Source organism: Nocardia beijingensis NBRC 16342, assembly GCF_001612785.1.
In the GTDB taxonomy this organism is placed as follows: Bacteria; Actinomycetota; Actinomycetes; order Mycobacteriales; family Mycobacteriaceae; genus Nocardia; species Nocardia beijingensis.
The window spans coordinates 30987-55263 of record NZ_BDBC01000016.1; the positions used below are offsets into that span (position 1 = coordinate 30987).

20 protein-coding genes are annotated in these 24277 nt (G+C 70.1%); 11 read left to right on the forward strand and 9 right to left on the reverse strand.

Annotation, left to right across the window (positions count from 1 at the left end; all coding sequences use genetic code 11):
• Nucleotides 1-189: 189 nt before the first annotated feature.
• Nucleotides 190-1191, reverse strand: a complete 1002-nt coding sequence (locus NB3_RS11040) for a methylenetetrahydrofolate reductase (RefSeq protein ID WP_067800569.1) — start codon at nt 1189-1191, stop codon at nt 190-192.
• Nucleotides 1192-1376: 185 nt separating this feature from the next.
• Here NB3_RS11040 and NB3_RS11045 point away from each other — a divergent pair, with 185 nt between their 5' ends.
• The 4 genes from NB3_RS11045 to NB3_RS11060 all read left to right on the forward strand — a co-directional run bounded on the left by NB3_RS11045 (nt 1377) and on the right by NB3_RS11060 (nt 6879).
• Nucleotides 1377-2510 (forward strand): polyprenyl synthetase family protein, encoded by a 1134-nt coding sequence (locus tag NB3_RS11045; RefSeq protein ID WP_067800627.1) that lies wholly within the window; start codon nt 1377-1379, stop codon nt 2508-2510.
• Nucleotides 2511-2524: 14 nt separating this feature from the next.
• Nucleotides 2525-4108 (forward strand): phytoene desaturase family protein, encoded by a 1584-nt coding sequence (crtI, locus tag NB3_RS11050; protein WP_067800571.1) that lies wholly within the window; start codon nt 2525-2527, stop codon nt 4106-4108.
• A gap of 63 nt (nt 4109-4171) precedes the next feature.
• Nucleotides 4172-5890 (forward strand): alpha-(1->6)-mannopyranosyltransferase A, encoded by a 1719-nt coding sequence (locus tag NB3_RS11055; RefSeq protein ID WP_067800575.1) that lies wholly within the window; start codon nt 4172-4174, stop codon nt 5888-5890.
• Entirely contained in the window at nt 5887-6879 is a 993-nt protein-coding gene (locus NB3_RS11060) for a phytoene/squalene synthase family protein (protein WP_067800578.1), read from the forward strand. Before NB3_RS11055 ends, NB3_RS11060 begins: the two co-directional genes overlap by 4 nt.
• 565 nt (nt 6880-7444) lie before the next feature.
• Here NB3_RS11060 and NB3_RS11065 read toward each other — a convergent pair.
• Entirely contained in the window at nt 7445-7813 is a 369-nt protein-coding gene (locus NB3_RS11065) for an Rv2175c family DNA-binding protein (protein WP_067800581.1), read from the reverse strand.
• Nucleotides 7814-7910: 97 nt separating this feature from the next.
• On the opposite strand from NB3_RS11065, the gene pknB reads away from it, so the two are divergent.
• On the forward strand, nt 7911-9884 hold the full coding sequence (gene pknB, locus NB3_RS11070) for a Stk1 family PASTA domain-containing Ser/Thr kinase (RefSeq protein ID WP_067800584.1): 1974 nt from the start codon (nt 7911-7913) through the stop codon (nt 9882-9884).
• Between the two features lie 63 nt (nt 9885-9947).
• Here the strand turns inward: pknB and NB3_RS11075 are convergent, their stop codons facing one another.
• Entirely contained in the window at nt 9948-11333 is a 1386-nt protein-coding gene (locus tag NB3_RS11075; RefSeq protein ID WP_067800585.1) for a class II 3-deoxy-7-phosphoheptulonate synthase, read from the reverse strand.
• A 203-nt stretch (nt 11334-11536) separates the two neighbouring features.
• On the opposite strand from NB3_RS11075, the gene NB3_RS11080 reads away from it, so the two are divergent.
• The gene (locus tag NB3_RS11080) at nt 11537-12037 is read left to right on the forward strand and encodes a polyadenylate-specific 3'-exoribonuclease AS (RefSeq protein WP_067800586.1); all 501 of its coding nucleotides are present in this window, start codon (nt 11537-11539) and stop codon (nt 12035-12037) included.
• A gap of 67 nt (nt 12038-12104) precedes the next feature.
• Here NB3_RS11080 and qcrB read toward each other — a convergent pair whose 3' ends face one another.
• The 4 genes from qcrB to ctaE form a co-directional block, all read right to left on the reverse strand.
• A complete protein-coding gene (gene qcrB / locus NB3_RS11085; RefSeq protein ID WP_067800589.1) occupies nt 12105-13724 on the reverse strand; it encodes a cytochrome bc1 complex cytochrome b subunit in 1620 nt (539 codons plus the stop codon).
• Nucleotides 13721-14896: a cytochrome bc1 complex Rieske iron-sulfur subunit gene (qcrA, locus tag NB3_RS11090; RefSeq protein WP_067800633.1), complete on the reverse strand. Its 1176-nt coding sequence runs from the start codon at nt 14894-14896 to the stop codon at nt 13721-13723. The genes qcrB and qcrA overlap by 4 nt, the downstream gene beginning before the upstream one ends.
• 26 nt (nt 14897-14922) lie before the next feature.
• A complete protein-coding gene (gene qcrC / locus NB3_RS11095; RefSeq protein ID WP_084486138.1) occupies nt 14923-15786 on the reverse strand; it encodes a cytochrome bc1 complex diheme cytochrome c subunit in 864 nt (287 codons plus the stop codon).
• 85 nt (nt 15787-15871) lie between these two features.
• Nucleotides 15872-16483, reverse strand: a complete 612-nt coding sequence (gene ctaE / locus NB3_RS11100) for an aa3-type cytochrome oxidase subunit III (RefSeq protein WP_067800594.1) — start codon at nt 16481-16483, stop codon at nt 15872-15874.
• Nucleotides 16484-16659: 176 nt separating this feature from the next.
• Here ctaE and NB3_RS11105 point away from each other — a divergent pair, with 176 nt between their 5' ends.
• Together NB3_RS11105 and trpD are read left to right on the forward strand one after the other, a co-directional pair.
• Nucleotides 16660-17094 (forward strand): hypothetical protein, encoded by a 435-nt coding sequence (locus NB3_RS11105; RefSeq protein WP_067800597.1) that lies wholly within the window; start codon nt 16660-16662, stop codon nt 17092-17094.
• A 91-nt stretch (nt 17095-17185) separates the two neighbouring features.
• The gene (gene trpD / locus NB3_RS11110) at nt 17186-18247 is read left to right on the forward strand and encodes an anthranilate phosphoribosyltransferase (RefSeq protein ID WP_067800599.1); all 1062 of its coding nucleotides are present in this window, start codon (nt 17186-17188) and stop codon (nt 18245-18247) included.
• Between the two features lie 25 nt (nt 18248-18272).
• Here trpD and NB3_RS11115 read toward each other — a convergent pair whose 3' ends face one another.
• Together NB3_RS11115 and NB3_RS11120 are read right to left on the reverse strand one after the other, a co-directional pair.
• Complete coding sequence (locus NB3_RS11115; protein WP_067800602.1) at nt 18273-18548, reverse strand: Lrp/AsnC family transcriptional regulator; 276 nt, start codon at nt 18546-18548, stop codon at nt 18273-18275.
• 5 nt (nt 18549-18553) lie between these two features.
• Nucleotides 18554-20362 carry a DEDD exonuclease domain-containing protein gene (locus NB3_RS11120; protein ID WP_067800634.1) on the reverse strand — a complete coding sequence of 603 codons (1809 nt, stop codon included), beginning with the start codon at nt 20360-20362 and terminating at the stop codon, nt 18554-18556.
• Nucleotides 20363-20957: 595 nt separating this feature from the next.
• Here NB3_RS11120 and NB3_RS11125 point away from each other — a divergent pair.
• From NB3_RS11125 to NB3_RS11135, 3 genes are all read left to right on the forward strand, one after another.
• Complete coding sequence (locus NB3_RS11125; RefSeq protein WP_067800637.1) at nt 20958-21527, forward strand: C40 family peptidase; 570 nt, start codon at nt 20958-20960, stop codon at nt 21525-21527.
• A gap of 228 nt (nt 21528-21755) precedes the next feature.
• Nucleotides 21756-22781, forward strand: coding sequence for an NlpC/P60 family protein (locus NB3_RS11130; protein WP_067800604.1), 1026 nt, complete (start codon nt 21756-21758; stop codon nt 22779-22781).
• A 141-nt stretch (nt 22782-22922) separates the two neighbouring features.
• Nucleotides 22923-23924, forward strand: coding sequence for a hypothetical protein (locus NB3_RS11135; RefSeq protein WP_067800607.1), 1002 nt, complete (start codon nt 22923-22925; stop codon nt 23922-23924).
• Nucleotides 23925-24277 lie beyond the last annotated feature (353 nt).

A 24277-nucleotide genomic window follows, 5' to 3' on the forward strand; every position in this document is an offset into this window, starting at 1 on the left:
CAGTCGGCGCGCGCTCTGAGGAGCGTTCGTGCACGACTGCTGAACGCCGGTTCGGCTCGACGGGTGCGTTCCGGCGGACCGACCGTGCACGCCGGTTCGCTTCTGCGGGCGCGTTCTGGCGGACCGCCCGTGTGTGAGCTCTGACAGCCGGTTTGTTCAGGCGCCCGTTCCTCCGGACAGCCGTTCGCGTCAGGCGCTGACCGGAGTGGCCGTGACGCCGTAACCGAGGTTGGTCAGCACCTCGCTGGTCGCCTTGGCGAAATTGAGCGTGATGAAGTGCAGGCAGGGCGCGCCCTCGTCGATCAGCCGCTGAGCGATCTCGGTGGCGATCTCGATGCCCGCCGCGCGCACCGCGGCGGCGTTCTCCTCGCCGCCGTCGCCCGCCGCCTTGCGCAGCCGGTTCAGCACGGCGGCGGGCAACGGCCTGCCGCACAGCTGCTCGGCGCGCTGCACCGTGCGCAGCGACGTGATGGGCATCAGCTCCGGGATGATCGGCTTGGCGCCCTCGATCGGGTCGAGCGCGACGAGGCGATCGCGCAGCCGCAGGTAGTGCTCGACGTCGAAGAACATCTGGGTGATCGAGTATTCCGCTCCCGCACGCAGTTTCGCGGCCAGGAACGCCGTGTCGGTCGCCAGGTCCGGCGAACGGTGATGGCCTTGCGGGAAGGAGGCCACGCCGACGTGGAAATCACCGAGGTCGCGCACGATGCGCACCAGTTCCTCGGCGTAGGAGACGCCCTCGGGATGCTTGTGCCATTCGCCGAGCGGATCACCGGGCGGGTCGCCGCGCAGCACCAGGATGTTGCGGATGCCGGAGTCGGCGTACGCGCCGACCAGCGAGCGCAGCTCCGCGACGCTGTGCTCCACCGCGGTCAGGTGCGCCACCGGCAGCAGCGTGGTCTCCTGCGCCAGTTGCCCGGTCACCCGGACGGTGCGGTCGCGGGTGGAACCGCCCGCGCCGTAGGTCATCGACACGAACGCGGGGTGCATGCACTCGAACTGCCGCACCGCACGCCACAGCCGCGCCTCGGCGGCGGCGTCGCGGGGCGGATTGAACTCCACGGAGAACGGCACCGCGTGCCCCGTGTGCGCCCGCAGACTCTGTACGACCGACGGTGTGGCGGAGACGTTCGGGTGCGTCCGGGACGGCCGGCCAGGGGTCGAGCTGCCCCGCACGTTGTCGAAAGTCACCGGTTCAGTGTAGAGGTGGCCGGTGGCGGCCCTGTCGGGTCGCTCGCACGCCCCGCGTATTGTTCGCAACGGGCGAGTTGTTCGCCACGCCGAGCGACACGCGCGACCGCCTCCCGCTCGGCCCCGAATCATCCGCAGCGCCGGGGCACCCTCCGCGACCCCGTGCGTCCACCATCCGCACGACCTTGGAGGCTCCCCTGTCCGCCGCAACCGGTACTCAGAAGCCGCGCCCCGCGGTGCCGCAGCCGGGCACCCCCGCCTTCGTCACCGCCGTGGAAGACGCCCTGACCCGTTTCTTCGCCACGCGCCGCCCGGTGACCGAGCGACTCGGCCCGGTCTTCGTCGAGGCCACCGACGCGCTCGAGCAGTTCGTGCTACGCGGCGGAAAACGCACCAGGCCCGCGTTCGCGTGGACGGGGTGGCTCGGCGCGGGCGGCGATCCGCAGGCCACCGACGCCGCCGCGGTGCTCACCGCCTGCTCCGCGCTCGAGCTCGTCCAGGCGTGCGCCCTGATCCACGACGACATCATCGATTCCTCCCGCACCCGCCGCCGCTTCCCCACCGTGCACGTCGACTTCGAGCAGCGCCACCGCGACCGCGGGTGGTCGGGCGATTCGGCGCACTTCGGCGCCAGCGTGGCCATTCTGGTCGGCGATCTGGCGCTGTCCTGGGCCGATGACATGGTGCACGCGTCCGGCCTCGCGCCAGCGGCGATCGCCCGGTTCGCGCCGGTGTGGGCCGACATGCGCACCGAGGTGCTCGGCGGCCAGCTGCTCGACATCAACGGCGAGGCGGGCGGCGACGAGTCGGTCGAGGCCGCGCTGCGGATCAACCGCTACAAGACCGCCGCCTACACCGTCGAACGCCCGCTGCACCTCGGCGCCGCCATCGCCGCCGCCGACCAGGAGCTGATCGAGGCCTACCGCGAATTCGGCACCGCCATCGGGATCGCCTTCCAGCTGCGCGACGATCTGCTCGGCGTGTTCGGCGATCCCGCGGTCACCGGCAAGCCGTCCGGTGACGACCTGCGCGAGGGCAAGCGCACCGTGCTGCTGGCCGAGGCGCTGCGGCGCGCCGACGACAGCGATCCCGCCGCGGCCGCGCTGCTGCGCGCGAGCATCGGCACCGATCTGAGCGCCGAGCAGGTGCAGCGGCTGCGCGCGCTGCTGGTCGAACTCGGAGCGGTCGACGAGGTGGAGCACCGGATCGCCGAACTCACCGACACCGGCCTCGCGGCCATCGAGGCCAGCTCGGCGACGATCGCGGCCAAGGAACGCCTGCGCGCGATGGCGCTGGCCGCCACCAAGCGCGCCGCCTGACCAGGGAGACTCGGATGAGAACCGTCACGGGACCGACCGAGCGCGTCGTTGTGGTCGGCGCCGGACTGGCCGGACTGTCGGCCGCCCTGTATCTGACCGGCGCGGGTCATCGGGTGACGCTGCTCGAGCGCGCCGACCATCCCGGTGGCCGGGTCGGTCGCTACCTGGGCGCCGACTACGAGATCGACTCCGGCGCCACCGTCCTGACGCTGCCCGAGCTGATCACCGACGCGCTCGCCGCCGTCGGCCGTACCCCGGAGACCTGCGTGCCTCCGCTGCGCATCCACCGGCTGGCGCCCGGCTATCACGCCCGGTTCGCCGACGGCGCCGAGATCAGGGTCTTCGCCGATCCCGACGTGATGGCCGCGGAAGTCGAGCGCAGCTGCGGCCCGGCCGAGGCGCGGGGATACCGGCGCCTGCGCGCCTGGCTGGCGCGGATCTACGCGGCCGAGTTCACCGAGTTCATGGACACGAACTTCGACTCGCCGCTGGATATGGTTCGCCTCCCCGAAAAGCGCCGTGCCCTGGCCGAACTGGTGCGTCTCGGCGGCTTCGGCAGGCTCGGCCCCCGGGTGCGCGGGTTCCTGCGCGACAAGCGGCTGGCGCGGCTGTTCACCTTCCAGGCGCTCTACGCGGGCATGCCGCCCGCTCGGGCGCTCGCCGTCTACGGCGCGATCCCGCATATGGACACCTCGCTGGGCGTGTACTTCCCCGAAGGCGGCATGCGGGCGATCGCCGCGGCGCTGGCGCAAGCGTTCACCGAGGCGGGCGGCGCCCTCGAACTGAACACCGACGTGGCCGGGGTCGACTACGCGGGCCGCAGGGCCCGGCGCGTGCGCACCGCCGACGGACGCTCGTTCGACTGCGACGCGCTGGTGCTCACCGCCGACCTCGGCTCGCTCGACCGGTTGGGCGTGCGGCCCAGGCGCGGGTTACGCGCCTCGCCGTCTGCGGTCGTCGCACACGGCACCGTCCCCGCCGCCGTCGCGGCGGGCTGGCCGGTGCAGGCGCATCACACCATCGAGTTCGGGCAGGCCTGGGACCGGACGTTCGCCGAGATCACCGCCCGCAGGGGTCGCGGCAAGCTGATGAGCGATCCCTCGTTGCTGCTGACCCGGCCCGCTCTGACCGACCCGAGCCTGTTCATCGAGCGCGCCGACGGCCGCCACGAACCGTTCTCGCTGCTGGCGCCGTGCCCGAATCTCACGGCCGCGCCGCTGGACTGGCCGCGCCTCGGACCCGCCTATCTCCGCGAACTGCTCGCCGTGCTGGAAACGCGCGGCTACCGTGGCATCGCCGAGCACTTCGCCGTCGATCGGCTCGACACGCCGCGGACCTGGCTCGACTACGGCATGCTCGCGGGCACACCGTTCTCCGCGGCTCATCTCTTCCGTCAGACCGGTCCATTCAGGCCGAGCAATTTCCCACGCTCCAGCGACAACGTGGTTATCGCTGGTTGCGGCACCACGCCCGGTGTGGGAGTGCCGACCGCGCTGCTCTCCGGGAAACTGGCGGCAAACCGCATCGCGGGGAAGCTGGGCCCCACTTCGCCTGGAAGCCCGCGCACCAGCCGGATAGTGTTCGAGGCGACGCCGTAAACTAAGCGCCGACCTATTCGCTCGCGGTTGCGACCGCCGACCATTCGGGGGGACCGACACCAGATGGCATCCCCCGAAACGCGCACCGCAGAGGCCGCCTCCGCCGGTGACATCCGCTCCTCGTCGCCCGCCTCCGCAGGTCGCGAATCGGCCGCCCCCCGTGGTTTCCTGTGGTGGGTCCGCACCTGCGCCGACTTCGCCAGGAGTCCGGAGGGGCATGCCGCCCTGCTGGGCTTCTTCGGCGCGATCATGATCATGTTCGGCGGCTTCGGCGCGGGCAGCGTCCGCAAGCGCGACCCGCTGCTCGAGGCCATGCACCTGTCCTGGCTGCGATTCGGGCACGGCTACGCGCTGTCGACCATCTGCATCTGGATCGGCGTACTGCTCATGATCACCGCGTGGGTCCGGCTCGGGCGCGCGACGATCGGCACGGCCGACCGCACCGGCGCCGAGGTGACGCTCAACGAGCTGCGCGCCATCGTCGGCATCTGGATCGCGCCGCTGCTGTTCGCCGTGCCGATGTTCAGCCGCGACGCCTACTCCTATCTCGCGCAGGGCGCGCTGCTGCGCGACGGCTTCGACCCCTACCAGGTCGGCCCGGTGGCGAATCCCGGTGTGCTGCTGGACAACGTGAGTCCCGTGTGGACCACCACCACCGCGCCGTACGGTCCGGTCTTCCTGCTGCTCGGGCGGGCGATCACCGCCGTCACCGGCGACAACGTGGTGGCGGGAACCATCGCGATGCGGCTGGTCATGCTGCCCGGCCTCGCGCTGATGATGTGGGCGGTGCCGTATCTGACCAAGCACCTCGGCGGCAAGCCGACAGTCGCGCTGTGGCTGGCGGTGCTCAATCCGCTGGTGCTCATCCACCTGATCGGCGGCGTGCACAACGAGATGCTCATGGTCGGCCTGATGTGCGCGGGCATCGCGCTGGTGCTGGAACGCCATCACGTGGCAGGCATCGTCGTTGTCGCCATCGGCGTGGCCATCAAGGCGACCGCGGGTGTGGCGCTGCCGTTCCTGGTATGGATATGGATGCTGCACGAACGCGAACGCCGCGCCGCGCAGCGGGTCGGGCGCGATCCGGCGCACCTGCCCGCGAGCGAGCAACCCGGCGACGCCGCGGAGCCCACCGAGGACATGCCGCATCCCGCGCTCGTGTTCGGCAAGATCGCCGGCCTCGGTCTGAGTGTGTTCGCGGTCGTCTTCGTCGCCGCCTCGGCCATCGCCGGTGTCGGCATCGGCTGGCTGACCGCCTTGTCCGGGTCGAAGAAGATCATCAACTGGCTGTCGCTGCCGACCGTGATGGCGCACGCGGTCACCTGGATCACCCCGCTGCGGCTGGAATCGGTGCTCGAGGTGACCCGCGCGATGTGCGCGCTGGCCTTGGTGGCGGTGCTCGCGTTGACCTGGTGGCGGTTCCGGCACAGTGAGCGGGAGGCGGTGGCGGGCATCCTGATCGCGTTCGTCGCGATCGTCATCCTCTCCCCCGCCGCGCTGCCCTGGTACTACTCGTGGCCGCTGGCGCTGGCCGCCGGGTTCGCGCTGTCCACCACGACACTGATGGCGCTGGTCGGCGTGTGCACGTGGCTCATGCTGGTCTTCCAGCCGGACGGGTCGATCGGCCTGTACAACTTCTGGCACGTCGCCGCCGCGACTTTCGCCGCCGTCGTGGCGGCGTTGTCGCTGCGCACGGTGGACCCGCTGCGGCTGCGCGCCACGCCGCCGGACGCCGTCGCTGCCACGCCCGGCGAGGCCACCCCGTCGCACGCCACCCCATGACCGAGGCGCGCCTATCCGGTTCCGCGCTGCTCCCGCTGGCCTACCGCGAGTGCAGGCAGATCGCCGCCACCCACGGCCGCACCTATTTCCTGGCGACCCGGCTGCTGTCGGCCGAACGACGGCCCGCCGTGCACGCGCTGTACGCGTTCGCGCGCATGGTGGACGACGTCGTGGACCGGGCGGCCCGTCCCGCCGCGCACGAGCGTGATCCGGCCGCGGAACTCGACCTGATCGAGCGAGACCTGCGGGCCGCGCTGGCGTCGCACCCCGGCGTCGTCGAGCAGCACGCGCGGTCCGACAGTTGGACATCGGTTCCACGACCGCGCGACCTCGTCTTGGCCGCCGTCACCCACACCATCCACCGTTACGGCATCGCCACCGAGCACTTCTGGACGTTCCTGGATTCCATGCGGATGGACGCGCCGGGCGCACCCGCGTTCCGTAACCGCTATGCCACCATGGCGCAGCTGCGCGAATACATGCGCGGCTCGGCGGCCGCGATCGGTTTGCAGCTGCTGCCGGTGCTCGGCACGGTCGTCCCGGTGTCCGCGGCCGAACCCGCCGCCGCCGCGCTGGGCGAGGCGTTCCAGCTGACCAACTTCCTGCGCGACGTCGCTGAAGATCTCGACCGCGACCGCGTCTACCTGCCCGCCGACGCCATCGCCGCGTTCGGCGTCGACGAGGAGCTGCTGTTCGAGTGCCGCCGCACCGGCCGCACCGATCCGCGCGTCCGCCGCGCCCTCGCCCACCTCATCGCGGTCAACCGCGACCTCTACCGCCGCGCCGAACCCGGCATCGACCTGCTCGAACCACGCGTACGCCCCGCCATCCGCACCGCGGCCACCCTGTACGCCGACATCCTGCGCCACATCGAACGCAGCGACTACGCCGTCTTCGACCACCGCGCGGTGGTCCCCCGCCACCACCGCCTCCGCATAGCCGCCACCGAATTCACCACCGCCACCCTCCGCGACCGCCTCACCCGCTGACCACGGCCCCTGCGACACCGCCCGGATGCGCACCCCAGATCAAGGGTGATTCCCACGACACAATCCCGCAGCCGCCGCTTTCCGCCTCAACCCCGCTTCGAGCAGAGCGGGACCGAGCAAGCGGTCCAGACCCGGTAGTACCGGCACCGCAGCCGGAAGTGACGCCGACTGCACCGACTTCAGGCCAGCGGCAACAGCAAACCCGTACTAGCCAGGCACCAGACGCCACTACCAGCTTCGAGCGAAGCGAGACCGAGCATCCGCCGTTCACGGCCCGGCTCGCGTGTGCGCGGCCCCCGCGCACGCGACGAAGGAGCAAGCGACAGCCCATGGCAGGCCGCTCGCCGCCCATTTTCACCGCGCGCGCCTAGTGATGAGTTCCGCTACCAACGCGCCAGCACACCGCAACTACGACTTTCGAGCGAAGCGAGACCGAGCATCCGCCGTTCGCGGCCCGGCTCGCGTGTGCGCGGCCGCCGCGTCCGCGACGAAGGAGCAAGCGGCGGCCGCGCACACGCGAGCCATAAAGGGGCCGCGAACACCCAGCGCCGAAGGCGCTGGAAATCTAAAACGGCTCGGCGGCTGCCCGGCGCAGGACTTCGCGGGCGAGTGGTCCGTGCAGGGCGTCGATCGGCTTTCCGGGCAGGCTGTCGTCGTCGGTGAAGATCCACTCCAGGATCTCCTCGTCGGTGTACTTGGCGTCGCGCATCACGGTGATCAGGCCGGGCAGCGCCTTCACGACGGCGCCGGTGTCATCGAAGAACCGCTCGGGGACGCCGGCCACGCCCGCTCTGCGGACGGCGATCAGTTGGTGGTCGCGCAGCATCTGGTGCACCCGGGTCACCACCAGCCCGAGTCGCTCGGCCACCTCCGGCAGCGACACCAGGGGCACCGACTGCGGAAGGACGTCGTCACTGCAGGGAAATGCACTCACCCGGACAACGGTAGACGGTCGCCCGCCGCACGTCGTGAGACACCCGGGGTGGTGCGAGTCGATACCATCGTGGGGGCCGCACGGAGCGGCTGACTTCATGAAAGCCGGAGGACTTCTCTTGATCGGCCAGATGCTGGAAGGGCGCTATCGGATCGATGCGCCGATCGCCCGCGGCGGAATGTCGATGGTCTTCCGCGGGGTCGACACCCGCCTGGACCGGCCGGTCGCCATCAAGGTGATGGACCCGAAGTTCGCGGGCGATCCCCAGTTCCTGTCCCGGTTCGAGTTCGAGGCGCGCGCGGTCGCCAAACTGAAGCATCCTTCGCTGGTCGCGGTGTACGACCAGGGCGTCGACGGCGACCACCCCTTCCTGATCATGGAGCTGGTGGAGGGCGGCACGCTGCGCGAGCTGCTGCGCGAGCGCGGCCCGATGCCGCCGCACGCGGTGCGCGCGGTCGCCGAACCGGTGCTCGCGGCGATCGGCGTCGCGCACTCCGCCGGGCTGGTGCACCGCGACATCAAACCGGAGAACGTGCTGATCTCCGACGCGGGCGAGGTGAAGATCGCCGATTTCGGCCTGGTGCGCGCGGTGGCCGCGGCCAACACCACCTCGGCGAGCGTCATCCTCGGCACGGCCGCCTATCTGTCGCCCGAGCAGGTGACCAGCGGCTCCGCCGACTCGCGCAGCGACGTCTACTCCTTCGGCGTGCTGATCTTCGAGATGCTCACCGGCCGGGTGCCGTTCACCGGCGACACGTCGATCTCGGTGGCCTATCAACGCATCGAGAACGATGTGCCAAGCCCGAGCGGATTCATCGCCGGAGTGCCGCCGGAGTTCGACGAACTGGTCGCGAAGGCGACCGCGCGCGAACCCGGCCACCGGTTCGCGGACGCGAACGAGATGGCGGCCGCGCTGCGGCTGATCGGCGCGGAGCTGCGGCTGCCCGCCTACCGCGTGCCCGCGCCGCAGGACTCCGCCGAGCATCTCAGCGCCGGCTACCGGGCCGTTCCACCGGACGACCGGCCCGGCTCGGCCGGTGCGTCGGCCCATCCACCGCAGCCGGTGCAGCACACCAAAGTGGTCACCGCCCAGCGGCCGCGTCTCGAGCACAACGCGCTGGAGGATTACGACCCGCAACCGGTGCGTCAAGCGCACCCCGCAGCGCCGTATCCGCCCTACGCCGACGATCTCCACCGCTCCCGGCGCACGGTGTGGGTGTGGGTGGCCGTCGTCGCGGTTCTCACCCTGCTGGTCGGCGTCGGCGGCTGGTGGCTGGGGGTCGGCCGCTACTCGGCGGTGCCGCCGATCGCCGGGCTCGACACCGACAAGGCGGTCGTCACCTTGCAGAACGCCGGATTCGAGACCGAGATCAGGCAGAAGGCGTCGGACACGATCCCGGTCGGCGGCGTGGTGGGCAGCGACCCTTCGGCCGGTTCCAAGATCACCAAGGGGTCGACGGTCGCCGTCCTGGTCTCCAACGGCAAGCCCAAGGTGCCGGACGTCAAAGCCGGTGATCAGGTGTCGAAGGTCAACCAGCTGATCCGGGACAACGGCCTGCAACCGGTCGACGCGGGTGAGGAGGGCAGCACCGCGCCCAAGGGATCGGTGGCCAGGGTGGACCCGAAGCCGGGCACCGTGCTACCTCTCGGCGCGCAGGTGAAGGTCTACCGCAGCAAGGGCTCCCAGCCGGTGAAGGTTCCCGACGTCCGCGGCAAGCCGACCGAGGAAGCCACCAAGATCCTCGCCGCCGCCGGCATCGCGATCCGCGAGACCAGACCACAGTTCGACCGCAGCGTCGAGGCGGACAAGGCCATCGGCACCCAGCCGGGCGCGGGCGCCACCATCCAGTCAGGTGACGGCGTCGTCCTGCTGATCTCCAACGCGCTGAAGATGCCCGACGTGCGCGGGTGGACCGTGGCCAACGCCCGCGCCAAGCTGGAGAGCCTCGGGTTGCAGGTCGAGGTGAAGCAGTTGGCGCGCGCGGACAGCTCCCTGGTGGTGTCGCAGACCCCCGCGATCGGAGTCAACCTCGAGGCGGGCGACACCGTCACCCTCGTCGCACTGCCCTGATCCCATCGCCGCGGCAAGGCAGGCGTCCACACGCCTACCTTCTCGACAACCGCGGTGCGGAACTCAGCGGAGCATCTCCGCCACGAGGAACGCCAGTTCCAGCGACTGCTGGGTGTTCAGGCGCGGGTCGCAGGCGGTCTCGTAGCGGCCGGACAGATCGAGATCGGAGATGTCCTGTGCGCCGCCGAGGCATTCGGTGACGTCCTCGCCGGTGAGTTCGATGTGCATGCCACCGGGATGCGTGCCCAGCGCGTGGTGCACCTCGAAGAAGCCCTGCACCTCGTCGACGATGCGGTCGAAGTGGCGGGTCTTGAAGCCGGTGGACGCCTCGTGCGTGTTGCCGTGCATCGGGTCGCACTGCCAGATCACCTGGTGACCGGTGGCCTGCACCTTCTCGATGATGGGCGGCAGCACGTCGCGGACCTTGCTGTGGCCCATGCGCGAAACAATGGTCAGCCGGCCGGGCTCGTTGTTCGGGTCGAGCCGCTCCACGTACTCCACGGCCTGCTCGGGCGTGGTGGACGGGCCGATCTTCAGGCCGATCGGGTTGGCGAGCAGTTCCGCGAAGGCGATGTGCGCGCCGTCGAGCTGGCGGGTGCGCTCGCCGATCCACAGGAAGTGCGCCGACAGATTGTAGAGCACCGGCTCGCCGATCGCGTTCTCGCTCAGGCGCAGCATGGCGCGCTCGTAGTCCAGCACGAGCGCTTCGTGGCTGGCGTAGATGCGGGCCGACTTCAGGCTCGGGTCGTTCACCCGGCACGCGGTCATGAACGCGAGGCCGCGGTCGATCTCCTCGGCCAGCGCCTCGTAGCGGGCGCCCGCGGGCGACTTGGCCACGAAGTCGCGGTTCCAGTCGTGCACCTTGTGCAGGTCGGCCATGCCGGCGCCGGTCAGCGCGCGCACCAGGTTCATCGCCGCGCTCGCGTTGGCGTAGGCCCGGACCAGGCGCGACGGGTCGTGCTCGCGCAGCGCCGCGTCGGCGACCAGCGAGTTCACCATGTCGCCGCGGTAGGACTTCAGCCCGAGCGAATCGGTGTCCGAGGAGCGCGGTTTGGCGTACTGGCCCGCGATCCGCGCGACCTTCACCACCGGCAGGCTCGCGCCGTAGGTGAGCACCACCGCCATCTGCAGCAGCGTGCGAATGTTGCCGCGAATGTGCGGCTCGGTGTTGTCTGCGAAGGTCTCCGCGCAGTCGCCGCCCTGCAGGAGGAAAGCCTCACCGCGGGCGACCTCGGCCAGCTGCCCGCGCAGCTCTTCCACTTCGGCGGGCACGCAGATCGGCGGGACGCTCTCCAGCACGGTGCGCATTTTGGCCGCCTGCTCCGGGTCCCAGGACGGCTGCTGCAGCGCGGGTCGCGCCAGCGCGTCGTCCAACCGCCTGCGCAGCTCGACGGGCAGCGGCGGCAGTTCCGGCAGGCGATCGATGGGTACGTCGACGGTCCAGTTCACGACTTCAGCTTACGGACCGCACACCCTGTGGGGACACCCAGTCCCAGGGGTGGAATCGCTCCACCCAGGGTGAATGGGTTCTGCCCGGTAGGTGGCGCCACCTGGCGCGACCCGTATGGTTCGAGTGCGATCGAGAACATCGGAAACGCCGTCCCATTGCTGTCGAATCTCCTGCCGACGGAGATATCAGAGAGGCACAGTGCTTGAGATATTTTTATGACTGCGAATTCATCGAAGACGGAGTGACCATCGATCTGGTCTCCATCGGCGTCGTCTGCGAGGACGGCCGGGAGTACTACGCGGTGTCCACCGAGTTCGACGCCAGGCGTGCGGGGCCATGGGTGCGCAAATTCGTGCTGCCCCAATTGCCTTCGCCTTCTTCGCCGCTGTGGCGCAGCCGCGACCGGATCCGGGACGAGCTGTACGCGTTCCTGGTGCCGCGGCCGACCGTGCAGCCGGAGCTGTGGGCCTGGGTGTCGGCCTACGACCACGTCGCCCTGTGCCAGTTGTGGGGTTCGATGGTCGATCTGCCCAACGCGCTGCCGCGCTACACCAACGAGTTGCGCCAGCATTGGGAGGCGCACGGCCGTCCCGAACTGCCGCCGATCCCGCCGGACGCGCACGACGCGCTCGCCGATGCCAGGCACAATCTCGCCAAATTCGAGGCCATCGAGGCCGCACGCCGCGCGGCGCCACGCCTGTGACAGCGGCGCCATGACGCGCGACGGCCCCGAGTCGTCGGTCGACTCGGGGCCGTTCGCGCGGTCGGCGTCAGTGGCCGTGCTTGCCGTTCGCCGCGTTCTGCGCCTGCTGCAGCACCTTCAGCTGCTTGTGCTCCTCGGCGTGCTCGATCTCGAAGTGCCGATCGCTCTCCTCCTGCGGGTCGGGCCGCAGGAAGCTGCCGGTGCCGGGCTTGCCGGCCGAACCCAGCTTGCTCATCTTCTTCGGAACGGGCGCGCCCTGGTACTCCAGCGGGATCGGGTGGCCGTGGTCGTCGACCGGGCCCAGCGGCTGGTGCACCTCGATGTACTCGCCGTGCGGCAGGCGCTTGATCACACCGGTCTCGATGCCGTGCTCGAGCACCGCCCGGTCGCTGCGCTGCAGGCCGATGCAGAACCGGTAGGTGAGGTAGTACGCCACCGGCGGGGCGACGAGCAGGCCGATGCGACCGATCCAGGTGGTGGCGTTCAGCGAGATGTCGAACTTCAGCGCGAGGATGTCGTTGACGCACGACAGCGTGAGCACCAGGTAGAACGCGATGGCCATCGCGCCGATCGCGGTACGGACCGGTACGTCACGCGGACGCTGCAACAGGTTGTGATGCGCGCTGGTGTCGCCGGTGAGCCGCTTCTCGATCCACGGGTAGGCGATCAGCACCGCGAACACCAGACCCATGATCAGCGCGACCCAGAACACCGCGGGCACGGTGTAGCGACCCAGGTACAGCTCCCACGGCGGCATCAACCGGGCCATGCCGTCGGTCCACATCATGTAGAAGTCCGGCTGCGAACCCGCCGAGACCTGCGACGGGTTGTACGGACCCAGGTTCCAGATCGGGTTGATCTGGAACACGCCGCCCATGATGCCCACGATGCCGAGGGTGAAGGCGAAGAACGCGCCCTGGTCGGCGGCGAACACCGGCACGATGCGGGCGCCGACCACGTTGTTCTCGGTGCGGCCAGGGCCGGGGAACTGGGTGTGCTTCTGGTACCACACCAGCGCCACGTGCGCCGCGATCAGCGCCAGGATGATGCCGGGGAACAACAGCACGTGCGCGATGTAGAGCCGCGGAATGATGATGTCGCCGGGGAAGTCACCGCCGAAGATCAGCCAGTGCATCCAGGTGCCGACGATCGGGATGCTCATCGTGATACCGCCGAACGCGGCCCGCAGGCCGGTGCCCGACAGCAGGTCGTCGGGCAGCGAGTAGCCGAAGAAGCCCTCGAACATCGCCAGGATCAGCAGAAGCGAGCCGATCACCCAGTTCGCCTCACGCGGCTTGCGGAACGCGCCGGTGAAGAAGATGCGGAACAGGTGGATGATGATCGACGCGGCGAACAGCAGCGCCGCCCAGTGGTGCACCTGCCGCACGAACAGGCCGCCGCGGACCTCGAAGGTGATGTTCAGCGCGGTCTCGTAGGCGCGCGACATGGTCACGCCGCGCAGCGGCTGATAGGCGCCGTTGTAGACGACCTCGCTCATCGACGGATCGAAGAACAAGGTCAGGTAGACACCCGACAGCAGCAGGATGATGAAGCTGTAGAGCGCGATCTCGCCGAGCAGGAACGACCAATGCGTCGGGAAGACCTTGTTGATCGACCGCTTCACGAACGCGGCGGCGCGGTAGCGCTCGTCCGCCTCGCTGGCTTGGGCTGCGACTGAAGGACTCATGAACGGCGCTCCCAGTAGGCCGGGCCGAGCGGCTCGATGAAGTCGCCGTTGGCGACCAGGAAGCCCTCAGCGTTGACGGTGATCGGCAGCTGCGGCAGCGCGCGAGCGGCGGGACCGAAGACCGGCTTGCCCCACTCGGTCGCGGAGAACTGCGACTGGTGGCAGGGGCACAGGATCCGGTTGGTCTGCTGCTCGAACAGCGAGGTCGGGCAGCCGAGGTGGGTGCAGATCTTCGAGTAGGCGAAGTAGTCGCCGTAGTTGAAGCTCTCCTGACCCTTGCGCTTGATCGCCTTCTGCGCGTCCTCGGTGCGCAGGCGGATCAGCATGACGGCGTTGCGGATGCCGCGCAGCGACTGCAAGGTCGCGTGCTCGTCACCGCGCCACTTCTCCTTCCACGGGAACACCGTCTCCATGGCGCCCGCGTCCAGGTCCTCCGGACGCACCAGCACCACGTCCTCCGGGCGACCGGTGTCGCGGCGGATGTAGATGGTCTCGCCGGGGAAGTCAGGAGTCCAGCCGGAGACCCACAGCGGCGACTTGTCGCCCTTGGCCCACGGGTTCTTGATCAGACCGCCGACGAACACCAGCAGCGCGCCGATGCCGAGCACGCCGACGCCGGCGCCCGCGGTGCGGGTGATCATCTTGCGGCGGCCGAGCGTGGAGGTCTCCAACGCGTCCTGCAGCTCGGCGACCAGGGTGCGGCGCTCGACCTCGGGCGAAGGCCCGTCGTGCCGCTGCTGGATGGAGAGCTCGGCGGGGATGAACAGCTTGCGGATCAGCACCACCGCGATGCCGATGACCAGCACCGAGATGCCGAAGGTCAGGCCGACCAGCGGGGTGAACAGCGAGTAGAGCCCGTGGCCCTCCTCGTCCTTGCCCTTGAACTCCCACGGCCAGAACAGGAACACGCCGACCAGCGCCGCGGCCGCGATGCCGGATACGGCGAACCAGAAGGTGACCGCCCGTTCGGCCCGCTTCTCCGCCCGGGTGCCGGGAATCGGGAAGCGCTCGCGGCGGTAGGCGACGTCGACGTCGTCGCGCTCGGTTCCGAGCTTGACCAGTTCGTCGCGCGACATCTTGTCGAGGTCCGCCTCGGTGGGCTCCGCCGGGGTGGCGTGCACCGACTGCTCCTTCGACAGTTGCGCGTCGTGGCCCTCATCCGGCCGACCCATGTCGTCTCGCTCCTTCTCGCTATTGCTCATGACCTGGATCCGATCCACATCGCGGCGCCGACGACGAGCGTGATGCCGACCACCCAGATGGCCAGGCCCTCGGTCGCGGGACCGAACCCGCCGAGATCCCAGCCGCCGGGGCTGTGCTCCTCGGTCGCGTTCTTGACGTAGGCGATGATGTCGCGCTTCTCCTCCGCGCTCAGCTGGCGATCGGAGAACTTCGGCATGTTCTGCGGGCCGGTGAGCATCGCCGCGTAGATCTGCTGCTCGCTCGCCGGTTCCAGCGGCGGCGCGAACTTACCGGAGGACAGCGCGCCGCCGCGTCCGGTGAAGTTGTGGCAGGAGGCGCAGTTCATCCGGAACAGCTCCGAGCCGCGGGCGATGTCGTCGCCGCGCATCGACTCCTGGGCGACCTCGCCGTTGGCGTCGCGCACGACGGTCGGACCGCCGCCGTTGGCGGCGACGTACGCGCTCAGCGCGTCGGTCTGGTGGGCGTCGAACTTCGGCGGCTTGCGCTGCGCCTGGGCCTCGTTGCGGGCCATCGGCATGCGGCCGGAGGACACCTGGAAATAGACCGCGGCCTCACCGACGCCGATCAGGCTGGGACCGCGGTCGGCGACACCCTGCAGGTTCGCGCCGTGGCAGGTGATGCAGGAGGTTTCGTAGAGCTGCTGGCCTTCGCGGATGAGCGCGGACTGGTCCTCGTGCGCGGTGGCGCGCTGCGGGTCCGGCGTGAGGGCCGATGCCAGGAAGCCTGCTCCGACGAGGCCCACCAGCAGCGCAAGCCCGCCCGCGATGCGACGGCGAACGCGGCGCTGCCTGCGCGTCTTGCTGGCCTGGCCGTTCCCGGGGCTGGCGGGCTCTGGCGCTGACGGGGGCGATGAACTCATCTGTGTCCCTTTGGAGTAGACGGAACCGACTTGTGCGAAAGATCTCGGGTCGCACCGCGCCCGATGGGCGGCGCGGCGTCCACGATCAGCGGACGAAGTAGATCGTGGCGAACAACCCGATCCACACGATGTCGACGAAGTGCCAGTAGTAGGAGACGACGATCGCCGCGGTGGCCTGCGCCGGGGTGAACTTGCTGACCTTGGTGCGCGCCAGCAGGAACACGAACGCGATCAGACCACCGATGACGTGCAGACCGTGGAAGCCGGTGGTGATGTAGAACACCGAGCCGTAGGAGCTGCTGGAGATCGAGGTGCCCTCGTGCACGAGGTTCATGTACTCGTAGCCCTGGCCGCCGACGAAGAAGGCGCCCATGATCAGCGTGACGACGTACCAGCGGCGCAGGCCGAACACGTCGCCCTTCTCCGCGGCGAACACGCCCATCTGGCAGGTGAACGACGACGCGACCAGCACGGTCGTGACCGGTACTGCGAGCTTCAGATTCAGCTCGGTCGGCTCCGGCGGCCAGTTACCGTGCGCCTGGGCGCGGGCGACGAAGTACATCGCGAACAGGCCGGCGAAGAACATCAGCTCGCTCGACAGCCAGATGATGGTACCGACGCTGACCATGTTGGGCCGGTTCAGCGAATGCACACGCTGGGTAATGGCCGATCCTGGGGTCCCTACTGCGGTCGTCACGGGGGTAAGTATGACTCGTCGTAGTACGACGGCAGTAGCCGGGTACGAAACTCGTTCCTCCGTGTCGGAAAACGCAGGCGAGGACAGGCTCTCGACCAGGCGGAGGGCGGTTACGAGCGAGTAGGCGACCCGGGGAGCGAGGCCAGCATGACAGGCGAGGGTAAGGAGAAGCTGAGATGAAGGTGACATCGCGACTGCGGCGGCTGCTGCGGCGGGACCGGCCTGCCGCGCTCGACCCGGACCGGGCGGATCTGGTCGTGGTCGCGTCCGGCTTCGACGACGCGGAGGCGTGTTCGGCCGCGCTGGCGCGCGCGACCGCTCTGACGCCGGACGCGCCCGCGGTGCTGCGGCATCACCTGCGTATCCCGCCCGGGCACGTGCAGGCCGTCTGCGCGATAGCCGCACAGGACGGCTACTCCCCCGCGCCGCGGGTCGGCGGCCCCGGCGCCGACGAGTTCGAGACGGTGATCCTGCAACGCGTCCAGGTACTCGACGCCCTGCACTGCTCCCAGGAGCGCTCCCGGATGGCCGGCCTGGCCCAGCGCCACGACGGCGTCGCCGACGGCTGGGACGCCCTGCAACCAGGCGTCGCACCGCACACTCCGGCATAACCGGTCGCGCATTAGGCTGCGGGTGGACGAACTGGTGCGCGGACCGGTGTGCCGGGACGAGTCGCGACCAGTGTGACGGGAGAAGTGTGGAATGAGCGTGCGCAGCTGGCCCCAGGTGCTGGGAACCCTCGCCGACGGTGGCGACCTGGCAGCGGACGACACGGCGTGGGCGATGAGCGAGATCATGTCCGACAACGCCACCCCCGCGCAGATCGCCGCCTTCGGCGTCGCCATGAAGATCAAGGGCCCCACCCCCGCCGAACTGACCGGCCTGGCCACCGGCATGCTGGAGCACGCGCGGCTGGTGCGGATCGATGGCGACGCGGTCGACATCGTCGGCACCGGCGGTGACCGGTCGGGTTCGGTGAACATCTCCACCATGTCCTCGATCGTGGTGGCCGCGGCCGGGGTGCCGGTGGTCAAGCACGGCAATCGGGCCGCGTCGTCCAAGAGCGGCGGCGCCGATGTGCTGGAGGCGCTCGGCGTGAAGCTCGCGCTCGGTCCCGAGTCGGTGGCGCGCTGTGTGCGGGAGGCGGGCATCGGTTTCTGCTTCGCGGCCGTGTTCCATCCCGCCCTGAGGTACGCGGGTGCGGCGCGCAGCCAGATCGGCATCCCCACCGTCTTCAACGTGCTGGGTCCGTTGACCAACCCCGCGCAGCCGCGCGCCGGTCTGGTCGGCTGCGCCTTCACCGACCTGCTGCCCGTGATCGCGGGCGTGTTCGCCGACCGCGGCGCGAGCGCACTGGTGGTGCGCGGCAACGACGGCTTGGACGAGATCACCACCTCCGACACCACCGAGGCGTGGATCGTGTCGGGCGGACGAACGCGCCGGACCACCATCGATCCGACCCGCATCGGCATCCCCCGGGTCGATCTGGACGCGCTGCGCGGCGGTGACGCCGAGGTGAACGCGGGCGTGGCCCGTGACGTGTTCGCCGGTCGCGGTGGCGCGGCGCGGGACGCGGTGCTGGTGAATTCGGCGGCCGCCATCGTCGCCTACGACTGGTCGCGCGGCGTGGGCGATCCGGACGCGGATCTGCACGCGGCGCTCGCGGCGGGCGTCGAGCGCGCCGCCGAGGCGATCGACACGGGCGCCGCCACCGCGCTACTGGAACGCTGGGCGAAGCTGACGCAGACGCTCGGCGACCGCTGACGCAGGCCCGGCGAAGGCAGCGGGACTACTCGCCGAGCGAGAAAGCGGCCTCCACTTCGGCGCGGGAATACGACTTGAACGCGATGTGCGTCGTGGTGCGCAGGACACCGGGTGTCTTGTCGATCCGCCCGGTCACCACATCGGCGATCTGTTCGTGGTCGCGTACCCGCACGATCGCGATCAGGTCCACGTCGCCCGCGCAGGAATAGACCTCGGCGACGCCGTCGGTGTCCGCGACCGCCTGCGCGGTCTCCGGGATGCGGCCGTTGTCGGCGTGGATCAAGACGATCGCGGTAATCATGACGCTCAGCCTAAGCGGTCCAGATAGGCCTGCTCGGTCGGTTGAGCGCGGACCGCGGCGTCGGCCAGTTCCGCCCAGCCCAGCCAGCGCGCCGCGCCGGACATCGGTTCGTGGTAGCCGTCCGTGGTCCGCACGATCCGCACCCCCGGCCGGGCCAGCCAGCGGGCGACCAGCGCCACTTCTTCCGGGGACGCGCCGCGCAACGGCGGGGCGTCCTCGACCGGAGTCCACGTGGAGTCCGGCGCGAGGGTCGGCAGCGCGGCGGAGTTCGGCACCGCGGCCGGAATCACGGTCTCGGCGGCGGCGACGATCTGCTCCACGACGGGCATCGGCGGCACACCGCGCGCGGCGGTGCCGGCACCGGCGAGGCGGCCGTACCGGATGACCGCGAACTCCCACCCGCCGTCGCCGTCGGGATGCGCGGCGATCAGCTCGGCGATGCGCGCCACCGCGGCCAGGCGCTGGGTGCGCCGCAGCGCGCGCACCACGCGCGCCGCGCGATCACGCAGCCGCGCGGCCGCCTCGAAATGCTCGGCGCGCGCATGGTTTTCGATGCGATCGAGCATGCGGCGGATCGGCGCGTCGCTGTGCCCGGCGAACAACGCGCGCACCAGCGCGGGCGCCGCGGCGTACTGCGTCATGTCCAACCGCTTCCCGCCGGAGCCCGCCGGACACCCGCCGACCAGAGCGGGCGGGCACTCGTGCACCGCCTTTCGGGACAACCGCGCCGTGCAGGTGCGCAAACCGGTGAATTCGGCGATGATCACGCCCAGATCGGCGGCGTCGTTGCGGGAGTGGAACGGTCCCAGCGCGGCGCGGCCGGGCTCGCGCACCACCGAGAACCGTGGGAACGGCTCGTCGGTGAGGGTGAGCCACCAGGCGCGCTTGGGAAATTTCGACCGGCGGTTGTAGGGCGGGGTGTGCGCCACCAGCAGCCGCAGTTCGCGCACCCCTGCCTCGAGCGCGTGCGCGCACACCACATGGTCGACCCGAAGGGCCAGTGACACCATCTCTTTCATCCGCCCCCGGGTCTCCGAACCGGTGAAGTAATTGCGGACGCGGCGGCGCAAGTTCACGGCCGTGCCTATATAGAGGACTTCGTCGGAAGGGCCTCGGAACAGATACACACCCGGAGCGGCGGGGAGATCGGCCGCCAGGACGCGTTTGGAGCGCTGCCGGGGTGTGACGCCGGGCAGGTAGTCGAGCAGCTCGGTGAGACTGTGGACGCCTTGGTTCCCGACCCGGGCGATCAGGGCGTGCAGCACGTCGACAGTCGCGCGGGCGTCTTCCAGCGCCCGGTGCGTCGGCTGGGTGGTGGCGCCGAGCAGCCGGGCCAGCGAAGCCAGCCGCACCGAGGGCGCCTCGTCGCGTCCGAGCACCCGGCGCGCCAGCTTCACGGTGCACAGCACCTGCGCGGGCGGCCACGGCGTATCGCACTGCGCCGCCGCGGCGCGTAGGAACGCCATGTCGAACCTGGCGTTGTGCGCGACCAGCACCGCGCCGGCGGCGAATTCCAGGAAGCCCGGCAGCACCGCCTCGATGCGCGGCGCGGCGTACACCATCGCGGTGGTGATGCCCGTGACGTGCACGACCGCGGGCGGAATCGCCCGTCCCGGGTTGACCAGCGTCGCGAACTCGCCGAGCACCTCCCCGCCGCGCACCTTCACCGCTCCGATCTCGGTGATGCCGTCGGCTCCCGGACTGGTCCCGGTGGTCTCCAGATCCACGACGACGAAAGTCGTGTCGTACAAGGGGGTGTCGAGCTCGTCGAAGGCCAGCTGCTCGGCGGCCGGGCGCGGCACGGGTCGGGACACGGCCAGCAGCGTAGAGCCACGGTCCGACAGGAACCGGGCGCGCGGATACGCCACGCATTGTCCGAATAACACCGTGCGGATTCCGGGGCGATACCCGGAAAATGATCTAGAAATTCGGAAAAGAGACCCAGATCACAAAAGGTAGAAAACTGTATCAAACATTGCCGCGTGTCCGGTGGAACGCGAGTGGGCGAGGCCGGGCGTGTCGCCGACACCCGGCTCTACGGTGTACGAACTCGGGACCATACCGGCTCCTACGGTGAAGTAGGCGCTTCCACCTGCGAAAACACCAGGCATACCTCCCCGAGGTGACCGACCGGCCCACCTCGTCCCACCACCCCTCGCGCACGTGCGCGCTCGTGCGTATTTCACGTCGTTATCTTTTCGTGATTCGCTGGGATGTATCTCACACCCATTCGCCGCCGAAATTGTTGAGCAAGCCCTTTTCGCTTCGCCGACGCTTTACAAACGACCGTGATGTGTTCGTAACCTTCTCGAGACCTCACGGAGTCCGCCGCGCCGATCGGTGCGGCGCCGACGAAGTCCGCGGCACCACCGGGTGCGGCGTCGTGAGGCAGATTGGGAGTACCGCATCATGACGACAAACGCCGCCAAGCGTCAGGCGAAGCGCGCTGTTGCCGCCGGGGCCGTCGGCGCTGCCACCATCGGCGCGTTCCTGCTGCCCGCAGCCCCCGCGTCGGCCCAGCCGGTGACCATCCCCGGCGTGGGCACCTTCGACGTCCCGAACGAGCTGCCGGTTCCCCCGGGCGTGCCCGGCCTCGAGCTGCCCGGCCCCGCCCCCCTGCCCTTCGTGGCACCCAAGTCTTCCGGCGACGTCGCGCTGGACGCGGCGCTCAGCAAGGTCGGTTCGCCGTACGTCTACGGCGCGGCGGGCCCGGACGCCTTCGACTGCTCCGGCCTGGTCCAGTGGTCCTACCGCCAGGCGGGTGTCGAACTTCCCCGCACCAGCGGCGCCCAGCTGTCCGCGGGCACCCCCGTGTCGCTGGACGACCTGCGGCCCGGTGACCTCGTGTCGTTCTACGGCGGCAGCCACTCCGGCCTCTACGCCGGTGACGGCAACGTCGTGCACGCGTCCACCTCGGGCCAGCCGGTGAAGGTGGCGCCGATCTCCTCCATGCCGATCGCGGGCGCTCGCCGCTTCTGAGCAGCTGGTCGGGCCGCGCGAGCGCGGCCCGACCGCACCACGGCCCTGTGATCAATTCGTTCTCTACTGGACATCGATGCGGGCCGTTCCGTAACCTAACCGAGACCTTCGACCGATTACCCCGGTTCGCCCGGAGCAAACCTCGGGGTTCGCCGAAAGCTTCACGAGGAGAACGGGGCACCGCGGGCTGTGGCTGTACATCACCGGGGACAGCAGAGCAAACGTCTGGTGGCAGGGACGCTAGCAGCCGGATTCCTCGCCGCTTGTCTCTACGGCGGCGGACCGGCCGGAGCGGATCCGGTGGCGCTTCCCTCGACCGCGAGCGAAGCCGTGCAGCGGATGATCGATCTGTCTCGTCAGTCCGAGCAGCTCAACCAGCAGGCACTCGGCGCGGAAGCCGAGCTGGAGGCGAAACTCGCCGTCCAGCGTGACGCCGACGCCCGGCTGGCCGCGAGCACCGACCTGGTGAACCAGGCCAAGGACGAGGTCCGCCGGTATCAGCCGGTCATCGACCGCACCGCGATCGCCGCCTATCAAGGCGCCCGCACCAATCGCCTGTTCGCCGTGCTGGTCAGCGATTCACCGCAGCAGCTGCTCGATCAGATGTCCACGCTGGACGTGGTGTCCGCGCAGACCTCGGCGCAACTCGAGCACTACAAGAAGGCCACCGACGCCGCGACCGCGGCCGAATCGGAGGCCCGCACCGCCGCCGACGCCGCCCGTTCGGCCGCGCAGAAAGCCGATGCGGTGCGCATCGATCTGGAACACAAGCGCAGCGACCTCGGCGGCGCCATCGCCGAGGTGGTGCAGGCCTGGGGCACGCTGTCGGCCAAGGACAAGTCCGCCCTCGCCGGATCGCCGTTCCCGCCCGGCTTCGACCGCGACAGCCTCTTACAGGGCCTCGTCCCCGGCAGCGGCACCAGCGCGCTGGCGGCCGGGCTCACGCGGGTCGGCGACCCCTACGTGTGGGGCGCCACCGGTCCGGACAAGTTCGACTGCTCCGGTCTCGTGCAGTGGGCGTTCAAGCAGGTCGGCAAGAACGTGCCGAGGACGAGTTCGCAGCAGGCCACCTACGGCACACCCGTGGCCAAGGAGGATCTGCAGCCCGGCGACGTGGTGTTCTTCTACTCCGACATCTCGCACGTCGGCATCTACGCGGGCAACGGGCTCATGCTGCACGCCTCCACCTTCGGCGTGCCCGTCGCGGTCGCACCCATGGGCTCGACGCCGTTCCATTCGGCTCGGCGATACTAGAGGCCGTGAGCGAGCCAACCAGCGGCACCGCGTTACCCACCACCCGACCGACCCGCGACGGGCGACGGTGAGCCACCCGCGCGGTCCGCGCGGCACCGCCGCGACGAACAGCGCCGCCGTGTCCCCGGCCGGGGCCCGCCGATGACCGGCATGCGGCGATTGCGCGCGTGGTGGTCGGCGCGGCGGCGATTCGAGTTCTGTCTCACCGTCGCGATGGTGGTGGCGCTCACCGGCGTGTGCGTCGGGCTGATCATGTTGCCGAGCACGGTGCTTCCCGACCTGCGCGCCGCGGAGCCGGGGGCGACGGAGGCGGTGGGCCAGGCGGCGGCCGCCGATCCCAGGCTGGCGGAGGTGCGGCGCATCGTCGAGCCGTTCGGATCGATCGTCGCTCGGCAGGTGCCGACCGGAGACGGGCGGCGATCGCTGGTCGTCGGCCACCCCGATCAGCGGATCGAGATCGACGTGCTGGAACGTGAACTCGCCGACGCCACCGCCGCGGTGACCGACGTCTGGGGGCCGGGCTGGGCGCAATCCGCGCTCGTCGTCGTCGCCTCCTCGCCCTCCGAATTCGCCGCCCTGCTGCGCGCGCCCGATCTGCTGCCCGCCGAGGTCGCCGCCGCCTCGGTCGCCGACCCGTTCACGCCGGGCAGCAGGCCGACCGGCCAGCGCGTCGTCTTCGGTCCCGACACCGGGCGCCGCCTCGATCCCGAGGGCATGGCCACGCTGCTGCGGCACGAACTCACCCACATCGCCGCTCGCGCCGACACCGTCGACGGCGCCCCGCTGTGGATGCTGGAAGGCTTCGCCGACTACACCGCGCACCATCGCGACGGCCAGCGGTTCGCCGACATCGCTCCCACGCTCACCGCGCACGCCCACGCCGGCCGCATCCCCGACGACCTGCCGCCCGACACCGACTTCTCCGGCCCCGACGCCGCCTTCACCTACGAGAAGGCCTGGTCCATCTGCGCCTTCGTCGCCGAGAAGTACGACCGAACGCATCTCGTCGAGCTCTACCGCCGCATCGCCGCGAGCAAACAGACCCCCGCCACCGAAGACGCCGTCCTCCGCGAAGTCCTCGGCGCCACCCGCACCGACTTCGTCGGCGACTGGCGCGAATGGTTGCGGACCCGAACCGCTTGACCCCGCACCGATCGTCAGCGCGCGGCCCCGCCCTGCTCCCTCGAGCGGCGAGCCCATCCTTCGGTCTGACGCTGCTGCTCGGCCCGCACACCGAGTGGGACACCTGACACAATCGAGACACCACCCGCGGCGATCCGGCGCCCCGAATCGGCCCGACCATTCCTCATCACAGGCGGAGCTTTCGCCATGCACCACAGCCTGAGCTGTCGGCTTGCGACGCGCCCAGCGCACCACAACCACGACTTTCGAGCGAAGCGAGACCGAGCATCCGCCGTTCGCGGCCCGGCTCGCGTCCGAGTGGCCGCCGCGTAGGCGACGAAGGAGCAAGCGGCGGCCACTCGGACGCGAGCCAC

What these genes read in the sequence shown, in the direction of transcription:
- NB3_RS11135 (WP_067800607.1), top strand. Translation starts at nt 22,923, where the DNA reads ATGACCGGCATGCGGCGATTGCGCGCGTGGTGGTCGGCGCGGCGGCGA.
- NB3_RS11115 (WP_067800602.1), bottom strand. Translation starts at nt 18,548, where the DNA reads ATGATTACCGCGATCGTCTTGATCCACGCCGACAACGGCCGCATCCCG.
- NB3_RS11125 (WP_067800637.1), top strand. Translation starts at nt 20,958, where the DNA reads ATGACGACAAACGCCGCCAAGCGTCAGGCGAAGCGCGCTGTTGCCGCC.
- qcrA (WP_067800633.1), bottom strand. Translation starts at nt 14,896, where the DNA reads ATGGGTCGGCCGGATGAGGGCCACGACGCGCAACTGTCGAAGGAGCAG.
- qcrC (WP_084486138.1), bottom strand. Translation starts at nt 15,786, where the DNA reads ATGAGTTCATCGCCCCCGTCAGCGCCAGAGCCCGCCAGCCCCGGGAAC.
- crtI (WP_067800571.1), top strand. Translation starts at nt 2,525, where the DNA reads ATGAGAACCGTCACGGGACCGACCGAGCGCGTCGTTGTGGTCGGCGCC.
- qcrB (WP_067800589.1), bottom strand. Translation starts at nt 13,724, where the DNA reads ATGAGTCCTTCAGTCGCAGCCCAAGCCAGCGAGGCGGACGAGCGCTAC.
- NB3_RS11105 (WP_067800597.1), top strand. Translation starts at nt 16,660, where the DNA reads ATGAAGGTGACATCGCGACTGCGGCGGCTGCTGCGGCGGGACCGGCCT.
- NB3_RS11055 (WP_067800575.1), top strand. Translation starts at nt 4,172, where the DNA reads ATGGCATCCCCCGAAACGCGCACCGCAGAGGCCGCCTCCGCCGGTGAC.
- pknB (WP_067800584.1), top strand. Translation starts at nt 7,911, where the DNA reads ATGAAAGCCGGAGGACTTCTCTTGATCGGCCAGATGCTGGAAGGGCGC.
- trpD (WP_067800599.1), top strand. Translation starts at nt 17,186, where the DNA reads ATGAGCGTGCGCAGCTGGCCCCAGGTGCTGGGAACCCTCGCCGACGGT.
- NB3_RS11060 (WP_067800578.1), top strand. Translation starts at nt 5,887, where the DNA reads ATGACCGAGGCGCGCCTATCCGGTTCCGCGCTGCTCCCGCTGGCCTAC.